At 31.9% G+C, this 16,580-nt stretch carries 12 protein-coding genes; 10 read left to right on the forward strand and 2 right to left on the reverse strand.

The features are described from left to right. The first annotated feature begins 244 nt into the window (after nucleotides 1–244). Together ABMA45_RS01255 and ABMA45_RS01260 are read left to right on the forward strand one after the other, a co-directional pair. Nucleotides 245–1,234, forward strand: a complete 990-nt coding sequence (locus ABMA45_RS01255) for a 2-hydroxyacid dehydrogenase (RefSeq protein ID WP_022088067.1) — start codon at nucleotides 245–247, stop codon at nucleotides 1,232–1,234. Nucleotides 1,235–1,388: 154 nt separating this feature from the next. Next, nucleotides 1,389–1,637 (forward strand): glycoside hydrolase family 30 beta sandwich domain-containing protein, encoded by a 249-nt coding sequence (locus tag ABMA45_RS01260; RefSeq protein WP_022088068.1) that lies wholly within the window; start codon nucleotides 1,389–1,391, stop codon nucleotides 1,635–1,637. 83 nt (nucleotides 1,638–1,720) lie between these two features. On the opposite strand, the gene trxA is transcribed toward ABMA45_RS01260, so the two are convergent. Further along, nucleotides 1,721–2,026 (reverse strand): thioredoxin, encoded by a 306-nt coding sequence (gene trxA / locus ABMA45_RS01265; RefSeq protein ID WP_022088069.1) that lies wholly within the window; start codon nucleotides 2,024–2,026, stop codon nucleotides 1,721–1,723. Nucleotides 2,027–2,192: 166 nt separating this feature from the next. Further along, nucleotides 2,193–3,716, reverse strand: a complete 1,524-nt coding sequence (locus ABMA45_RS01270) for a 4Fe-4S dicluster domain-containing protein (protein ID WP_022088070.1) — start codon at nucleotides 3,714–3,716, stop codon at nucleotides 2,193–2,195. A gap of 364 nt (nucleotides 3,717–4,080) precedes the next feature. Here ABMA45_RS01270 and ABMA45_RS01275 point away from each other — a divergent pair, with 364 nt between their 5' ends. The 8 genes from ABMA45_RS01275 to ABMA45_RS01310 all read left to right on the forward strand — a co-directional run bounded on the left by ABMA45_RS01275 (nucleotide 4,081) and on the right by ABMA45_RS01310 (nucleotide 16,418). After that, nucleotides 4,081–5,445 carry an MATE family efflux transporter gene (locus ABMA45_RS01275; protein WP_022088071.1) on the forward strand — a complete coding sequence of 455 codons (1,365 nt, stop codon included), beginning with the start codon at nucleotides 4,081–4,083 and terminating at the stop codon, nucleotides 5,443–5,445. Nucleotide 5,446: 1 nt separating this feature from the next. Beyond that, the gene (locus ABMA45_RS01280; protein WP_022088072.1) at nucleotides 5,447–5,755 is read left to right on the forward strand and encodes a GIY-YIG nuclease family protein; all 309 of its coding nucleotides are present in this window, start codon (nucleotides 5,447–5,449) and stop codon (nucleotides 5,753–5,755) included. A gap of 146 nt (nucleotides 5,756–5,901) precedes the next feature. Beyond that, entirely contained in the window at nucleotides 5,902–6,372 is a 471-nt protein-coding gene (locus ABMA45_RS01285; RefSeq protein ID WP_022088073.1) for a MarR family winged helix-turn-helix transcriptional regulator, read from the forward strand. A gap of 1 nt (nucleotide 6,373) precedes the next feature. After that, complete coding sequence (locus ABMA45_RS01290) at nucleotides 6,374–8,638, forward strand: ABC transporter ATP-binding protein (RefSeq protein ID WP_022088074.1); 2,265 nt, start codon at nucleotides 6,374–6,376, stop codon at nucleotides 8,636–8,638. Continuing rightward, nucleotides 8,631–10,496: an ABC transporter ATP-binding protein gene (locus tag ABMA45_RS01295; RefSeq protein ID WP_022088075.1), complete on the forward strand. Its 1,866-nt coding sequence runs from the start codon at nucleotides 8,631–8,633 to the stop codon at nucleotides 10,494–10,496. Before ABMA45_RS01290 ends, ABMA45_RS01295 begins: the two co-directional genes overlap by 8 nt. 243 nt (nucleotides 10,497–10,739) lie before the next feature. Continuing rightward, nucleotides 10,740–13,637, forward strand: a complete 2,898-nt coding sequence (locus ABMA45_RS01300) for a glycosyl hydrolase family 28-related protein (protein WP_022088076.1) — start codon at nucleotides 10,740–10,742, stop codon at nucleotides 13,635–13,637. Further along, the gene (locus tag ABMA45_RS01305) at nucleotides 13,630–15,495 is read left to right on the forward strand and encodes a hypothetical protein (RefSeq protein ID WP_022088077.1); all 1,866 of its coding nucleotides are present in this window, start codon (nucleotides 13,630–13,632) and stop codon (nucleotides 15,493–15,495) included. Before ABMA45_RS01300 ends, ABMA45_RS01305 begins: the two co-directional genes overlap by 8 nt. Nucleotides 15,496–15,614: 119 nt before the next feature. Then, a complete protein-coding gene (locus ABMA45_RS01310) occupies nucleotides 15,615–16,418 on the forward strand; it encodes an aldo/keto reductase family protein (RefSeq protein ID WP_022088078.1) in 804 nt (267 codons plus the stop codon). Nucleotides 16,419–16,580 lie beyond the last annotated feature (162 nt).

The following is a 16,580-nucleotide window of genomic DNA, read 5'->3' on the forward strand; positions in this document are numbered from 1 at the left end:
GTCTACTTTAGAGGTATCATATCAAAACGACCGGCTATATTTAGTTATTTGGCTAATTACCAAATAATTAATTTTCAGATTAATTTACAAATTAATTGTCAGGTTTAATAGTTGGTAAAGTTTAAGTAAGTCTTTTGTTGTAGCATAAGTAATTTGGATGCTTGTTATTTTAGTGTTGTATATTATGAAAAAAAATGAAAATACTAGATAATAAAATCAATTAAGAAGGAGACATGAGATAATTATGAGAATATTATTTTATGATACAAAAAAATATGATAGGGATTCATTTGAAAAAGTTACGGAAAAATATCCGGAAATAGAAATTGAATATACAGATACAGATATTAATTCAAAAACTGCAAATTTAGCAAAAGGGTATAAGGCAATCTGTGCATTTGTAAGTTCGGATGTAGGAAAAGAAACAATAGATTGTCTAAGTAAAAACGGCGTTGAACTTGTTTTATTAAGATGTGCGGGATTTAATAATGTAGATTTAGAAGAAGCAAAAAAGAAAAATATAATGGTTATGAGGGTACCGGGATATTCACCTGAAGCAGTTTCGGAACATGCAATGGCTTTGGCTTTAGCTTCGAGCAGAAGAATTCATAAAAGTTATATAAAGGTTAGAGAAAATAATTTTAGTCTTACAGGACTTACAGGAACAAATTTGAATGGAAAGATAGCAGGAATAATAGGGACAGGAAAAATAGGAGCAGCGATGTGCAGAATATGCAGAGGATTTGGAATGGAAGTTATTGCATATGATTTGTATAAAAATCCCGAATTAGATTTTGTAGAATATGTGGAATTAGATAAGTTATTAAATGACAGCGACTTAATTTCATTGCATTGCCCACTTACAGAAGAGTCTTATCATATGATAAATAAAAGTAGTATAGCTAAAATGAAGGATGGAGTTATTCTTGTAAACACATCAAGAGGAGCCTTAATTAAAACAGAAGATTTAATACATGGAATTAGAGACAAAAAGTTTTTCAGTGTAGGATTAGATGTATATGAAGAAGAAACAAATAATGTATTTGAAAACAGAGAAGATGATATTTTAGAAACTTCTATTACTGCAAGACTATTATCTTTTCCAAATGTTATAGTTACTTCGCATCAGGGATTTTTGACTAATGAAGCTTTAGAAGCGATAAGCATTACTACATTTGAAAATGCAATGTCATATTTGAATGGCAATTTAATAGAAAATAATGTAGTTATGTAATTAATGTGATTTTTCTTTTTATCTAATATCGCATAATTTAATAGAAACGATATATTTATGTAAGTGACCTGGATTAGATGAACAGGGTGGTCCAAATCATGTCGGAAATTATTGTGATGCACCGTATTTATACGATACAAAAGGTGACAAATTAATGGAAAGAAATACTCTTTCATATATTAATCATTTTAGTCACTACATAAAACCGGGAGCTAAAAGAGTGGCATTTAGCAGATATTCAGACGATGTAGATGTTACATCATTTGAAAACCCTAATGGAGACATTGTAGTAGTCGTGTTAAATAAAACAAATGAAAGCAGACCTGCCGGTATTAGAGTTAATGACACGGTAGCACAATTAAATATGCCACCAATGTCAATTATGACAGGAGTAATTAATTAGAATATCCAATAAAGACCCTCGATAGTTAGAAAAAATCTAACGATTGAGGGTCAAATTAATTTTGTATTTTTGAAAATTTGTAATTAATCTAGCAATGACAATAATTCTGCTTTTGAAACCAGACCAATGCTTTTATTTGTTATTTCACCATTTTTAAATACTATTACTGTTGGAATAGAAGCTATTTTGTATTTAACTCCTAAGCCGGGTTGCTCGTCAACATTTACCTTTCCAACAACTATATCATTTCGTTCTTCAGCAATCTGTTTAATTACAGGTGAGAGCATCTTACATGGACCACACCAGTCAGCCCAAAAATCTACAAGTACAGTTTTGTCACTGTTTAATACTAATTCATCAAAGTTTTCAGTTGTAATTTCTAATTCCATATTAAAGCCTCCTTTATCTAAAGTTTGCATAATGATGATAGAAAGATAATTAGATGTGTTATCTATTTTAGCCTTTCATCATATAATGATTATACACATTTTTGTTAAAATTATTAGTATATAAAATAAAAATTGTATTAAGATAATATATAAAATAACATGATAATTATTTATCAGCATCTTCTTCAGTAATTAATTTCAAATAATCAACATAATATGTTTCAGAAGAATTTTTTAATTGTGAGTTAGCCATTTCCTGCTTTAATTTTATTTCAGCTCTTTTAGCATCACTTAAAACTCCGGCACCGCCTACACAACCACCGGGACATGCCATTCCTTCTAATAAATATCCATTGTATTTTCCTGCTTTTGCTAAAGTAAGCATTTTTTTACACTCTGCAAGTCCTTGTGCACTGACAACATTGACTTCTTTATCAGGATCAATTTTCTTAATAACATTTTTTACAGCATTAGCAACACCGCCACTAGCAGCAAATCCTTTACCATCAGCAGAAGATGTCTGGAGTTCCTCTTCAACTTCTAATTCAGAAAATTCAATTGATTTAGCATCAAATATTCCCATAAGTTCTTCAAATGTAAGAACAAAATCAACATCACTTCTAACACTTCGTCTGCTTGCTTCAAGTTTTTTAGCAGCACATGGCCCTATAAAAACAACCTTACAATCCGGATGGTCTTTTTTAATCATACGACCTGTTAAAACCATTGGTGTAAGTGCCATTGAAATACAATTTGCATATTCAGGGAAAGTCTTTTTCGCCATTACAGACCATGCCGGACAACAACTTGTTCCCATAAAAGGAATCTTTTCAGGTACTTCTTCAAGGAAATCTTCAGCTTCCTGAATTGCACATAAGTCTGCACCAACAGCAACTTCAATCATATCTTCAAATCCAACAGCTTTTAAAGCAGCGCGTACCTGTGCAGATGTAACAGCACCGCCAAACTGATTTACAAATGATGGGGCTATTGCTGCATATATTGGCGTGTCACTCTTAAGTGCAAGAACAGTCTGGAATATCTGGCTTTTATCGACAATTGCACTAAATGGGCAACTTACAAGACACATTCCACAAGATACACATTGTTCATAATCAATATCTGCACGTCCATATTCATCTGATTTGATAGCGTTCATTCCACATGCTTTTGCACAAGGACGTTCCTGTTTAATAATGGCATTATAAGGACATGCTGAAACACATTTACCACATTTAATACATTTATCCTGATCAATAATAGAACGACCGTTTTCCATATGAATAGCTTTTTTAGGACATACTTCAATACAAGGATGTTCTAAACAACCCTGACATCCGTTAGTTATTAAAATTCGTTTTTCAGGACATGCATGGCATGCAAATTTAATTATATTAATAAGTGGTGGGTCATAGTATTTTTCATCAATAGCACTTTTATCAATACCTTCCGAAAGAGGAGCATGTTCAGATACTTTTCTTATAGGGAGTCCGATAGTAGCACGCAATCTTTCTCCTATAATTGCTCTCTCAAGAAAAATATTGTCATAGTAGTTACCGATTTCACCTGGCATAATCTTATATGGTAGTTCTTCCATACGTGAAAAATCTCCACCTTCATATGCCATTCGGGCAACTTCCGTAAATACTTTATGCCTAATCTCAGTTTTATTTGAGTATATACCTCTCATATTTTTATCCTTTCATAGTAATTTAATAAAATAACTTCATAATTAAAAGTTTTCATTCATAGAATGACGATTAATTTAAATATATGGGGTGCTATGTATATTATGCTTTAATAAACAATAGCAATATTATCTAAAATTATAACATAGTGTAATTATTTAAAACAAGTTAAATATAGGCAGAAAACAATTTCTTATATTATTAAAAACATATATAAATTGAACAAATTATATTAATAAGTTGTTAAAGTATGGAAATACATATAATTTCGCACTAGAAATATTATTTATATATGTGTTAGAATTGAACGAATAGTTTTATGACAAAGTAAAAAATTATAAGTAAAGATAAAAGTGAGATAAAGTAATGGAAGCGAAAAAAGAAATTAATAATCCACTGGGGATTGAACCTATAAGTAAATTAATGCGAAAATTCGCGATACCAAGTATAGTAGCTATGCTTGTAAGCTCTTTTTATAATATAGTCGATCAGTTTTTCATAGGAAGAACTGTTGGAACGTTGGGAAATGCAGCTACAAATGTAGCTTTTCCTGTAAGTACAATATGTGTAGCATTAGGTTTACTATTTGGAATTGGTGGTGCGGCAGCATTTAATATTGAAATGGGAAAAGGAAATAAAGAAAAAGCCCCCTTTTATATAGGTAATGTTGTTACAGGAATAATGATACTTGGAACTATAATAGCTATAGGAATATTATTGTTTTTAACACCTTTATTAAAATTTTTTGGAGCACCTGACAATGTTTTAGGATATGCTAAAGATTACGTTGGTGTTACGGCAATTGGAATACCATTTCTTATAATGGGACTTGGGGGAGGACATATTATAAGGGCGGACGGAAGCCCTGATTTTTCTATGACATGCAATCTTGTAGGTGCAATAATTAATATAATTCTTGATTATTTGTTTGTTATGGTATTTGATTGGCAAATGAAAGGGGCAGCGTTAGCAACAATTATTGGACAATTTGTTTCGTTTGTCTTAGTGATAAATTATTTAAGGCACTATAAGACAGTAAAGTTAAAAAAAGAACATTTTATTCCTTCTTTAAAATGTATTGGTAGAATTGCATCATTAGGGGTTACACCATTTTCAAATCAGATAGCAATAATGATTGTTCAAATTACATTAAATAAATCTTTGACATACTATGGGGCGTTATCAAATTATGGGGATTCAATTCCGTTAGCGTGTGCAGGCATAATAATGAAAGTTAATCAAATTTATTTTGCTGTGATAATTGGACTATCGCAGGGAATACAGCCAATTGCAAGTTTTAATATAGGCGCAAAAAATTATAGCAGAGTGAAAGAAACATATAAACTAGCTGTTATAAGTGGTACAATAGTATCAGTGATAGCCTTTATAATGTTTCAGGTTTTCCCAAGAAATATCATTAGTATATTTGGAAATGGTACAAAAGAATATTATCAGTTTGCAACAAATTATTTTAGAATATTTTTGTTTATGACATTTGCAAATGCGATACAGCCAATAACTTCAACTTTTAGTACAGCAATTGGAAAACCAATGAAGGGAACTTTTCTTGCACTTACAAGACAGATTATTTTTCTGCTACCTTTAATAGTAGTTTTACCGATGATATTTGGAATAGATGGCATTATGTATGCGGCACCTATAGCAGATGGTGGGGCAGCAGTTATATCAATAATTGTTATACGAGGAATATTTAGAAAAATGGGAGAATAAAATGTACTATATTTATATGTTAAGATGTAAAGACGATTCGATTTACACAGGGATAACTACGGATTTAGATAGAAGAATGAAAGAACATTTTGGAGCAGGAGAAAAAAGTGCAAAATATACAAGAAGTCATGTGGCTTTAAAACTTGAAGCTGCTTGGCAGACAGAAAATAAAGCACTTGCATCTAAATTAGAATATTGGATTAAACAACTAAGCAAAGCACAAAAAGAGATTCTTATAAAAGATGATACGAGAATGGATTCTATTATGGGTGATAGAATCGATGTAAAAAAATATAGTAAGAAATGTTAACAATTAGTTAAATTTTAAATTAAGTTGTTGACAGATTAAAAAATAAGAGTAAAATAATGAACATTGTTTACAGTTAACGTTGTTAAATATAAACAGTGTTTATTTTTTTGCTAAAGTCTAATTAAGCTTGGAGGTGACAGGATGAAATGAGCGAGTACAATAAGGAACTTGTAGAAAAGGTCATAAAAGGAATGATGAAATTCAGAAAGTTTCATCATCCAAAATTATCTGATGATATTTCAAGAATGGAAGGCAGTATAATATTTTGGCTTGTTAAATCAGAAAAAATGGAAAATAAATCAGTCAATGTATCAGAACTTGCAGAAGGATTGCATGTGTCAATGCAGTCTATTTCAAGAACACTAAAAAGTTTGGAAAATAAAGGATATATAGTAAGAGAAGTAGATTCTGATAATAGAAGGAATACATTAATAAAATTGTCAAAAAAAGGCAATGAACTTGTAGAGAAGAAAAAAAAGGATGTGGAAGGATATTTTGAAAGAGTATTTTCACATTTTACTGAAGAAGAATTACAGCAATATCTGAATTTTCAGGAAAAATTTTATGCAGCTATACTTGAAGAAGGCAAGACATTAAAAAAAGAAAAGGAGAATTAAGATGAGATTTTTTAAAAATTTCAAGGGGCATATGCCAATGGTATTTACAATAATAGCATTTTTGTTTATACAGGCTATGTGCGACCTGTCTTTACCTGATTATACAGCATCATTAATTGATACAGGTATTAATAATTCAGGAATTGAATATGCAACACCGGAGAAAATTTCAGAAGAAAGTTATCAGGGAATTGCAATGTGGATGACTGATAAAGAAAAAAGTAAATGGGAGTCTGCATATAAGAAACAAAGTAATGGAAATTATAAGTTAAAAGATAAATCAAAAGAAAACATGGAAAAGTTAGATAAGACTTTTTCAGAACCAATTCTTGTATATTCAATGATTTCTCAGACACAGGACAAGAAGAACAATAATGAAAATACTGGTCAGGATGTGAGTGAGTACATGAAAGAAATTGATATGGATTCTCTTGATAATCAGGCTAAGATGGACTTAGCAGCAGTTCAAAATGGAACTATGACACAGGAACAGTTTATGGCAGCTCATTTCGATTTAATAAGAGATACAGTAAGAGATAAAATGGGGTCAGCAATTGATTCTATGGGAGATTCTCTTGTTCAGTCTTCAGCTATTTCATTTGTAAAAAAGGAATACAAAAAAATCGGAGTAGATGTTGAAACAAAGCAAGTTAGTTATTTGTGGAGTACAGGAGCAAAAATGCTTGCAATGGCACTTTTAATGACTGTAAGTGCGATTATTGTTGGTTTCCTCGCATCTAAAGTATCAGCTTCAATCGGTAAAGAGTTAAGAGAAAAAGTATTTAATAAAGTATTGGAATTTTCTGATGCAGAAATTAATAAGTTCTCTACAGCATCATTAATTACAAGAAGCACAAATGATGTTCAACAGATTCAAATGGTATGTGTAATGCTTCTTAGAATGGTTGCTTATGCACCTATTCTTGCTGTGGGCGGCATAATAATGGTTATAAAAACACACTCAGGTATGGAGTGGATTATCGTAGTTGCTGTTGCTGCTCTTTTATGTTTGGTAGCAATATTGATGGCTTTAGCTATGCCTAAGTTTAAAATTATGCAGGATTTAGTTGACAGAGTAAACCTTGTTTCGAGAGAAATTTTAACAGGAATTCCTGTAATAAGAGCATTTAGCAGAGAAAAGAAAGAAGAAGAAAGATTTGATGTTGCAAATAAATCTTTGACAAAGGTAATGTTATTTACAAATAGAGTAATGACATTTATGATGCCACTTATGATGATGGTTATGTATGGAATTACAATATTGATTGAATGGGTTGCAAGCCACAGAATTAATCAGGGTGCTTTAGAAGTTGGGTCTATGACTGCATTTATTACCTATACAATGCAGATAGTTATGTCTTTCCTTATGATAACAATGGTATCAATTATGCTTCCTAGAGCAACAGTTGCAGCAGAAAGAATAGATGACGTTTTAGATACAGATGTTTCTATAAAAGATAAAAAAGAAGCTAAGATGTTAGATGCACCAAAGGGAATTGTAGAATTTAAAAATGTTGATTTTAAATATCCTGATGGAGATACAAATGTTTTAGAGGGAATAGATTTTATTGCTAAACCTGGTGAAACTACTGCTATTATAGGTAGTACAGGTAGTGGTAAGAGTACTGTAGCAAAGCTTATTCCTAGATTTTACGATGTAACAGAGGGACAGATTACAATTGATGGAATTGATGTAAAAGATTTATCACAGAAATCAATAAGGGATAATATTGGATATGTACCGCAAAAGGGAATTTTGTTCTCAGGAACAATTGCATCTAATATAAAATATGGAGCAGAGAATGCATCCGATGAACAAATGTTAGAGGCTGCAACAATTGCTCAGGCAACAGAATTTATTGATTGTAAAGAAGAAAAATATGATAGTCCTATTTCACAGGGTGGAACTAATGTTTCAGGAGGACAGAAACAGCGTTTATCAATTGCAAGAGCAATTGCAAAAAATCCTAGAATATATATTTTTGATGACAGTTTCTCAGCGTTAGACTTTAAGACTGATGCAGCATTAAGAAAAGCATTGAGTCCTAAGGTAAAAGAAAGTACAGTAATTATTGTAGCTCAAAGAATAAGCACTGTATTACAGGCAAAGCAGATTATTGTTTTAGATGATGGAAAGATGGTTGGAAAAGGAACACACAAGGAATTAATGAAGAATTGTGAGGTATATAAGCAGATAGCATCATCTCAGATGTCAGAAGCCGAATTGGCAGCAAGTTTAAATGAGGAGGTGGATAAAGATGAGTAATGAAAATAGAACAAATATAAATCCACCAAGAAGAATGAGAGGACCTATGGGCGGCGGCCGAATGGGGTCAGGTGAAAAGGCTAAAGATTTTAAAGGCACGATTGGAAAATTAATACGATATATTGGAAATTATAAATATGGCGTATTTGCAGTAATGGTTTGTGCAATGTTTAGTGTTGTATTTACTGTTGCAGGACCTAAGGTATTAGGTAAAGCGACAACAGCACTTTCAGATGGAATTATGAACAAGATATCCGGAAAAGGTGGAATTGATTTTGGATATGTTGGAAAAATACTTTTAATAGTATTGGCGTTATATGGAGTTAGTTGTGTATTCAATCTTATTCAGGGATTTGTAATGACGGGTATAACACAGAAAATCTGTTACCGTATGAGAAAAGAAATTTCAGAAAAAATAAATAGAATGCCACTCAAATATTTTGAAAGTAGAACATACGGTGAAGTTTTATCAAGAATTACAAATGATGTAGATACATTAGGAAATGGATTAAATCAAAGTATAACACAGTTAATTACATCTATAAGTACATTAATCGGTGTATTTATTATGATGATAACAATAAGTGTACCGATGACACTTATTACACTTATTACATTACCTGTAAGTATATTATTAATTAGTTTTGTAATTAAACATTCACAGAAATACTTTAAGAGTCAACAGGAATATTTAGGTCATATAAATGGTCAGGTAGAAGAAGTATATAGTGGTCATCATATTGTAAAGGCGTTTAATAAAGAAGAAACTGTAAAGAAAGAATTTCATGATACAAATGAAATCCTTTATAAATCAGCTTGGAAATCTCAGTTTTTCTCAGGATTAATGATGCCTATAATGCAGTTTGTTGGAAATTTAGGTTATGTTGGTGTTGCAATTTCGGGTGCTTATCTTGCTATAAATGGAAAAATTGAAATTGGTGATATTCAGGCGTTTATCCAATACGTAAAGAATTTTACACAGCCAATTCAGCAGGTGGCACAGGTTTCAAATATGATGCAGAGTATGGCAGCAGCAGCTGAGAGAGTATTTGAATTCTTAGACGAGGAAGAAGAAGACCAATTCGTAGCAAATCCTGTAGATATAAACACTGTTAAAGGAAATGTTACATTTGATCATGTAAACTTTGGATACAATGAAAATCAGACTATAATTAATGATTTTAGTGCTGATATTAAGGAAGGACAACAGATAGCAATAGTTGGTCCTACCGGAGCAGGAAAGACTACAATTGTTAAATTATTAATGAGATTCTATGACGTAAATAAGGGGCAGATTCTTATTGACGGACATAATGTCAAAGATTTTAACCGAGGCGAACTTAGACAGGAATTTGGAATGGTTCTTCAGGATACATGGTTATTTAAAGGAACAATTATGGAAAATATCCGTTATGGCAGATTAGACGCAACAGATGAAGAAGTAATTGCAGCAGCTAAGAAAGCTCACGCAGACCATTTCATCAGAACTCTTCCGGATGGATATAAAATGGAATTAAATGAAGAAGCAAGTAACATATCACAGGGACAGAAACAGCTTCTTACAATTGCAAGAGCTATACTCGCAGATAATCCGATTATGATATTAGATGAAGCAACATCTTCAGTAGATACAAGAACAGAACAAAGAATTCAGCGTGGTATGAATAATATGCTTAAAGGCAGAACAAGTTTTGTAATTGCTCACAGACTTTCAACTATAAAGAATGCCGATTTAATTCTTGTAATGAAAGATGGAGATATAATCGAGCAGGGAAATCATAACGAATTAATGGAAAAAGATGGATTCTATGCTAAACTATACAATTCACAATGGGCACAGCAGGAAGAAACAGCTTAGTTTTAGAAGATTGATAAAGAGAGAATAATTTTAATGAAAGAGCATCATAAAAAGTGGTGCTCTTTTATTTATGCCTACAAAATTGTTAAAGTAAAATATGAGAAAAATGCACAAAAATAATGCTTTAATTTAAATGATTAATGTTGATTTTAACAAAAATATCTGATAAAATTGTTTCAATAAAAAACAATAAAGTATTTTAACAAGAATACATAGATTATTGAGAAATATGAGGTATTTGTTATGAAAACAAGTTTTTATACGGGGAAAATAGAGGATGAGTCTGCGATATATTTTGACGCAGACCATTTTAATATTAGTAATGATGGAATAGTGGATGTATCAGATGAACTGCAAAAAGCAGTTAATATGGTTGTAGAAGAATACGGTTATGGAATTGTATTTGTTCCTGAAGGAAAATATCTGTTAAGTAAGACAATTTATATTCCAAAGGCAGTAAGAATAATCGGATATGGAGAAAAAAGACCTGAATTTATATTAAAGGATAATGCATTAAATTTTAATATATCAAAGGAAGACGATAAAGGTCATTTTAGATATTTGTTCTGGTTTGTGGACAGAGTTGTAACAGAAGGGACAAATGTGAATGCAAATGATGCTAATCCGGGAACTTTCTATAGTGCAATGTCTAATGTTAATATTAACTTAGGTAGAGAAAATGATTATGCGGTAGCTTTTAGGACACATTATGCACAACATGCTTTTTTAGCTCACATTACAATTAACGTCAATTCAGGAATGGCAGGAATATATGATGTGGGAAATGAAATGGAGGATATAGAAATTGTCGGTGGAAATTACGGAATAATCACTACAAAGTGTTCTCCGGGATGGCCATTTGTAATGGTAGATACAAAATTTGAAAATCAGAAAAAAGCAGCTATTTTTACAAGAGAGGCAGGTCTTACAATAGTAAGAACTGATGTGAAAAATGTGCCACAGTTTGTAGAGGTACAGGATGGATTTTTTGAAAAATTATATATAGAAGATTCTATATTTAAAAATGTGGATAAGTTATTGAATATTGCATTAGAAAATAATTCGTTAACAAGTATTTATGTAAAGAATTGCTATTTAGAAAAATGCAATGTTATCGTAAGTTATAAGGATACAGAAAATACAATAGATAATAAATATGATTGTACACATATAAATGAATATATACATGGAATAACAGCAAGTGATGAGCAACCTGAAAAACAAATTAAAGATATATTATATATAGGAGAAAAGCAAATTGACTATAATGTTTTGTATACAGATTTAAAGACTTTACCTGAAGTAAAACAGTGGATAAATGTTAAGAAAAATGGTCTTATTGGAGATGGAGTTACGGATGATACAAAGGTTCTTAAGGAGCTAATTGAAAAGTATACATATCTTTATTTCCCACAGGGAGAATATTTGCTTACAGATACTATCAAATTAAAAGATGATACAGTTATTATTGGACTTAATCCTGTTTCTACTAAATTTATACTTAAAGATAATGCAGAAAGATTTACCGGATATGGAAAAGGTATAGCATTTATTGAAAGTGGAAAAAGAAACATATTATTTGGTATAGGAATAGAAACAGGTGGAAAAAATCCAAGAGCAATAGGACTTAAGTGGAACGGCGATATTGATTCATATATTAATGATGTAAAAATGTTTGGTGGACATGGAAATCTTGTTAAAGGTACAGGAGCGTTTGAAATGCCTTATAACTCAACAAGAACTGCAGACAGTAATCCTGAGCGTATGTGGGATTATCAGTATCCATCAATAGTTGTTAATGGTGGCGGAGTAATTAAGGATGTGTGGTCTGCAAGTCCTTATGTAACAGCAGGAATAACTATCGAAAATACTGATACACCGGGAAAGATTTATTGTATGTCACTTGAGCATCATTGTAGACATGAATTGTTGATGAATAATGTTAAGAACTGGACAATCTATGGAATACAGACAGAAGAGGAAGTGGCAGAAGGCGAATTTGCAAGACCAATAGAACTACATAATTGTGAAGATATTACATTTGCAATGACATATCATTTTAGAACAATATTTGTAAATAAGCCTTATGATTATTGTGTAAAAACATTTGACTGCAAAAATATTTCATTTATAAATGCACATAATTTCTCACAAATGAAATACACAATCGATAATTATCTTTTGGATGTAAACTCAAATGTAGAAATAAGAACATGGCAGGCAACAAAGATTGATATAAAAGGAAATGTTGACAGAAATATTAGAATAACTAATGAACCACAAAAAATATATAGTGGATTCAGATTCCCTGACGGAGGAATTTGTAACCAAAAAGGTGACTTCTATTTTGTAGACAGCCTTGATAAGAAAATTTATTGCGTAGATGGAAAAGACTATAAACTTAGTGAAATATTTGAATCACCTTACAAAATTAATTCTGTAGGATTTGATACAAATGACAGAATAATAATTGTTGGAGAATATATGATTCCAAAGAATGCTACAGTAGGTGGAAAAAAACAGGAAAATATTTTGCCTTCGGACTCATATGGTACTTCATATGGATTTTGGTACAACAGAGATGCTTATACAATAGTATTTACGTTAGATGATAATGGAGAAATGCAACCGTTAGATATGGTGGAAATGGGCAAAATAGAACCTGATAGAGTTATATATCCGGGTAATAGATGGAGAGATGGTTCAGATTATAAAGAAGTTTTAGGATATAAGCCTGAAAAAGCTTGGATAGCAATGGACAAAAAGACAATAATACCAAATCACTATGACTTAATAAGAAGCAATAATTTATCAATTTCATCATGTGGAGAAAAAATGTATTCAATTGATGAGATGTATAAAAGAGTATTTGAGTGTACAGTTGATAAAAATGGTTATCTTAAAAATCCTGAAGTTATAATTGAAGAGGGAGATTATTGCGTTAGAAAAAATAAGAATAATATTTTAGTTGGTGATGACGACGTAAAAATATATAGAGATGGTAAATTTATAAAATCTATCCATGTAGAATCAAGAACGTCTACATTTGATATAGGTGGAGAAAATAAAGACGTTTTATTTATAACTGCAAGGGATGGAATTTATGTGGCAAAAATTGATTTGGAGGAGAATGATGAATAGAAAGGTTTATATTGCAGTAACAGCAGCACTTGCATCGATGTTATTGTGGGGATGTGGAGAAAGTGAAAACAAAACAGCTAAAAAGAATGCAACACAAAATGTTACTGAGGCACAGACAGAAGAAAAAATAGAAAATGTGATTGACTATGAAAGTGATGGTGAACCTGTAAAAGATGCTACAGTATTTGGAGAAAATACATATGTATTTTCTCCGGAAGATGATAAAAATGAAATTCAGTCTAAAGTAGATGAAATTTATAAAAAACAGGAAACAAATCAGTTCGGAAAAGAGAGATATGCAATTTTATTTAAACCGGGTGCATATGATACAGCATTATCTGTAAATGTTGGTTATTACACACAAGTATCAGGACTTGGAGTTTTACCTACAGATACAAATATTAACAAGTTGTGGGTCAACGCTGACTGGATGTATCATAATGCAACATGCAATTTCTGGAGAAGTGCAGAGAATTTTTCAGTAAATGAATATTGTATGTGGGCAAATTCACAGGCGGTTTCACTTAGAAGAATGAAGTTTAATGATGGAATGGTTCTCAGTGATGGAGAAGGGTGGTCAAGTGGTGGATTTATGGCTGACTGCTATTCAAATGGAACAGTTTCATCAGGTTCACAGCAGCAGTATCTTACAAGAAATGATTTTTGGAGATTGTGGGATGGCGGAGTTTGGAATATGGTTTTTGTTGGGATTGATACTGTAAGAACTCCGGCAGGAACATGGCCGTATTCGCCATATACAAAAGTGCAGACTACACCTGTTATTCAGGAAAAGCCATACCTTACATATGATGAAGAATATGGATACGGAGTTATTGTTCCTGAACTTAGGACAGATGCTGTTGGAGTATCATGGGAAAGTGGAACAAAGGGTAAATTTGTCAGCTTAAATAAATTCTACATCGCAAATCCAAATACGGATGATGCAGATACAATTAATGAGGCTTTAGCAGCAGGCAAAAATTTATTACTAACGCCTGGAATTTATGAAATAAATAAACCGTTAAATGTTAAAAATAGCGATACAATAGTATATGGAATGGGAATGGCAACAATTGTATCTGTCAATGGAAATAAAGCAATGAAAATAGCAGATGTTGACGGGGTGAAAATAGCAGGAGTGTTATTTGAAGCAGGTGAAAAAGAGTCAGATACATTGCTTGAAGTAGGTGCAAAAAAGAGCGATGTTTCTCATGGAGCAAACCCTACAACTTTAAGTGATGTATACTTTAGAGTTGGAGGCTCAAGCTACGAAGGAAAAGTTGAAAATTGTATTACAGTAAACAGTAATGACGTTATTGGCGACAATTTATGGGTATGGAGAGCAGATCATGGAGATAATGTGGCATGGGACAAAAATACAGCAAAAAATGGTGCTGTAATTCATGGTGATAATGTAATTATGTACGGATTGTTTGTAGAACATTTTCAGGAATACCAGACAATATGGGATGGAAATGGTGGAAGATTATACTTCTATCAAAGTGAGATACCTTATGATGTTCCAAATCAAAGTGAATTTATGAGCAATAATGGTAAAGTAAATGGATTTGCGTCATTAAAAGTGGGAGATAATGTATTAACATTTGAAAGTTATGGCGTAGGTGTATATAGTTACAATAGAGATGCTACTATTACAATAGATAGAGCAGTAGAGGTCCCTGATATTGAAGGAGTAAAATTACATAACACGGTAACCGTTATGTTAAATGGACATCCGGGAATAGAACATGTAATCAATAACAGTGGATACGGAGTAAAATCATCCGGCGCAACAGCAAGAATAGTGGAATATGAAAATGGAGAACAGAATAATATGGTCTCTCGGAATCTTGAGTAATCATACCAGCAAAATAATGGAATTAAAGTGGAGGCTTTAATAAAAAGGGAATCGGGAAGTCTTGATTTTACTGGCTTAGAGACTCCGAGAGATTATTAATAAATAAAGGAGGAAAAGAAATGATACTTGATGAATGTTATGTACTGCAAAATGGAGTAAAGATTCCTAAATTAGGATTAGGTACATGGCAGATACCAAATGGAAAAGACACATACGATGCTGTTTCATATGCTTTAGAAACAGGATATAGACATATTGATACCGCAGCAGCATATGGCAATGAAGAAAGTGTTGGCAAAGCAGTAAGAAATTCAGGAATACCAAGAGAAGAAATATTTATAACTACAAAACTTCCTGCCGAATGTAAAGGCTATGATATTGCTAAAGAATGCTTTAACAAATCAATGGAAACACTTAATTTAGGATATATTGATTTGTATCTAATACATGCACCTTGGCCGTGGGATGAGTGGGGAAAAGACTGTACAGAAGGAAACATAGCAAGCTGGCAGGCTATGGAAGAAATTTATGAAGCAAACGAAGCTAAGAGTATCGGAGTATCAAATTTTGCAAAACAGCATTTAGAGCCGGTGTTAGAAATTGCTAAGATAGTACCAATGGTAAATCAAATCTGCTTCCATATAGGTAACAGACAGGAAGAGACGATTGAATTTTGCAATAAATATAATATGCAGATAATGTCATATTCTCCGCTTGCAACAGGAAATATTGTAAATGACAAATATATAGAAGTAATTGCAAGAAAATATGGTGTTACAATACCACAGGTGTGTATAAGATATTCGTTACAAAAAGGCAATGTTGTAATTCCTAAATCTACAAAGAAAGAACGTATAATAGAAAATTCAAAAGTAGATTTTGAATTAACAAAAGAAGATATGGAATATTTAGACAAAAAATAAATATAGAAATAACACAAAATCATAGAAAAATCCTATGATACACTTAAGGTTAATTAACTGAACCTAAAAGAGTTAGAACTAAAATTGGGTAATCGAAGTTTTTGATGGTTTGTCAATCTATTTGATGGTCTTACGTGAGGGTTTGTGATATTAACTAAAGGC

Origin of the sequence: Eubacterium sp. CAG:156 (genome assembly GCF_000434315.1) — a bacterium.
Classification (GTDB): Bacteria; Bacillota; Clostridia; order Lachnospirales; family Lachnospiraceae; genus Eubacterium_U; species Eubacterium_U album.